The following is a 1834-nucleotide window of genomic DNA, read 5'->3' on the forward strand; positions in this document are numbered from 1 at the left end:
GGCGGGCGCTGCGACCGCCGTCTTCCGCGCCTCGCTCATGCTCGTCTCAGCCTCGCCCGAGGCGCGCTGGGCGGCGTAGCGCTCCAGGATCGGCCACCAAGACTGGGCGACGGAGCTCCTGTCCTTCGCGAAGAGCTGGTACTGCTCCTCGACGAGCCACTCGTTCGCTCCGAAATCGCTGTCGTCCGCAGGGCTGGACACGGTATCGATCGCCTCTTCCGATTCTCGCGGGCACGCCGCAGGTACGTTGCGGCGACACTTCGACCCAGCATAGTGGCGCGCGCCCGGGTCACTGCGTCAGGCCGAGCTCCGCGAGATCCACGCCGGCCGCCTGCACCGCGAGGAGCATCACCTCGCGGCGCCACACGACGCGCGGCTCGAAGCGCAGCGGCATCCCGGCCTCCGAGGGCGTGCGGTCGCCCTTCGCCCCGTTGCACTGCACGCACGCGGTGATCGTGTTGAGCCACGTCGACTCGCCGCCGCGGGAGGTCGGCTGGATGTGGTCGATCGTCGCGCCGGGCCCTTCGCAGTACGCGCACCGGCGCCCGTCGCGGTCGAGCACCCCGCGGCGGCTCCACGGCATCCGGTCGTAGAGGCGCGTGTGGGGGATCTGCACGTAGTCGTTGAACACGACGACGCGCGGCACCGGAAGCTCGAGCGAGTTCGAGCGGATCGTGCCGTCGGCGGCGAGCACGATCTGCGCCCGCTCCTTCACGATGAACGCGACCGCGCGCTGCAGCGAGGCGACGCCGATGGGCTCGAGCGTCGCGTTGAGCACCACCACTTGCGCTGTCATCGCGGATCTCCGCACCCATCGTGCCGCACGCGGGCACCTGCGCGCATGTCGGACGCGCCGACTAGCGTGCAGGCATGGATCTCGCGGTCGTGCCGCTCGAGCGCGGCGCGCGCATCGCGGTGGCGGTCGTGGGCGCCGACGGGCCGAGCAGCGGCGCGGTGGCGGATGCGCGGGTCCACGACGCGGCGCGGGTCGCCGACGACGAGCGGCTGGGGGCCTCCGGCGTGCGCCTCGTCTGGCAGGACGCGCGCGCGGTCGCGCCGGCGCTGCTCGACGCCGGGATCCGGATCGAGCGGGCGCGCGATCTCCGGCTCGTGCACCGCATCCTCGTCGACGCGCGCTCGCTGCCCGCCGACGAGCGCTGGACGAGGCCGCTGCGATCGGAGCCCGAGGCGCTCTTCTCGCTCGCGGCCGAGGCCGAGCCGCTCGCGTCGGTCGCGGAGCAGCTCGCGCTGCAGGAGGCGGCGATCGGCGGCGATCCGGGGCTCGCGATGCTCGCGGCCGCCGAGTCGATGGGCGCCGTCGTCGCGGTCGAGCTCGGCCGCGAGGGCCTGCCGTTCGACACCGCGCGCCACGACGCGCTGCTCACCGAGGCGCTCGGTCCGCGCACCGCGGGCAGGCCCCGGCGCATGGAGGCGCTCGCGGGAGAGGTGCGCGCCGCGCTCGGCGAGCCCGCCCTCAACCCCGATTCGCCGCACGAGGTGCTGCGCGCGCTGCGCCGGGCGGGGCTCGACGTCGCCTCGACGGCGCGCTGGGAGCTGCGCGAGCTCGACCACCCCGCGATCCGGCCGCTGCTCGAGTACAAGCGCCTCGCGCGGCTGCACACCGCGAACGGCTGGGCGTGGGCGCAGCGCTGGGCGCGGGAGGATGCGCGGGGGCGCACGCGCCTCGGCATCGAGTACGTGCCGGGCGGCGTCGTCACGGGCCGGTGGGCGACCGAGGGCTCAGGCGCGATGCAGATCGCGCGGCAGATCCGCGGCGCGGTGGCGGCGGAGCCCGGCATGCGGCTCGTCGTCGCCGACGCGGCGCAGCTCGAGC

The 1834-nt window shown here is 75.1% G+C and carries 2 protein-coding genes and 1 pseudogene; 1 reads left to right on the plus strand and 2 read right to left on the minus strand.

Features of this window, described 5'->3' with window-relative positions:
* The coding region (locus NWP09_RS12705) for a hypothetical protein (RefSeq protein WP_258275863.1) at positions 1-201 on the minus strand (201 nt) is incomplete at its 3' end.
* Between the two features lie 88 nt (positions 202-289).
* Positions 290-796: an HNH endonuclease gene (locus NWP09_RS12710; protein WP_258275864.1), complete on the minus strand. Its 507-nt coding sequence runs from the start codon at positions 794-796 to the stop codon at positions 290-292.
* Between the two features lie 74 nt (positions 797-870).
* Between NWP09_RS12710 and NWP09_RS12715 the strand changes: the two are divergent.
* Positions 871-1834 (plus strand): annotated as a pseudogene (locus NWP09_RS12715) (bifunctional 3'-5' exonuclease/DNA polymerase); the annotation flags it as partial.

It is taken from the genome of Agrococcus sp. HG114 (genome assembly GCF_024723325.1).
GTDB lineage: Bacteria > Actinomycetota > Actinomycetes > Actinomycetales > Microbacteriaceae > Agrococcus.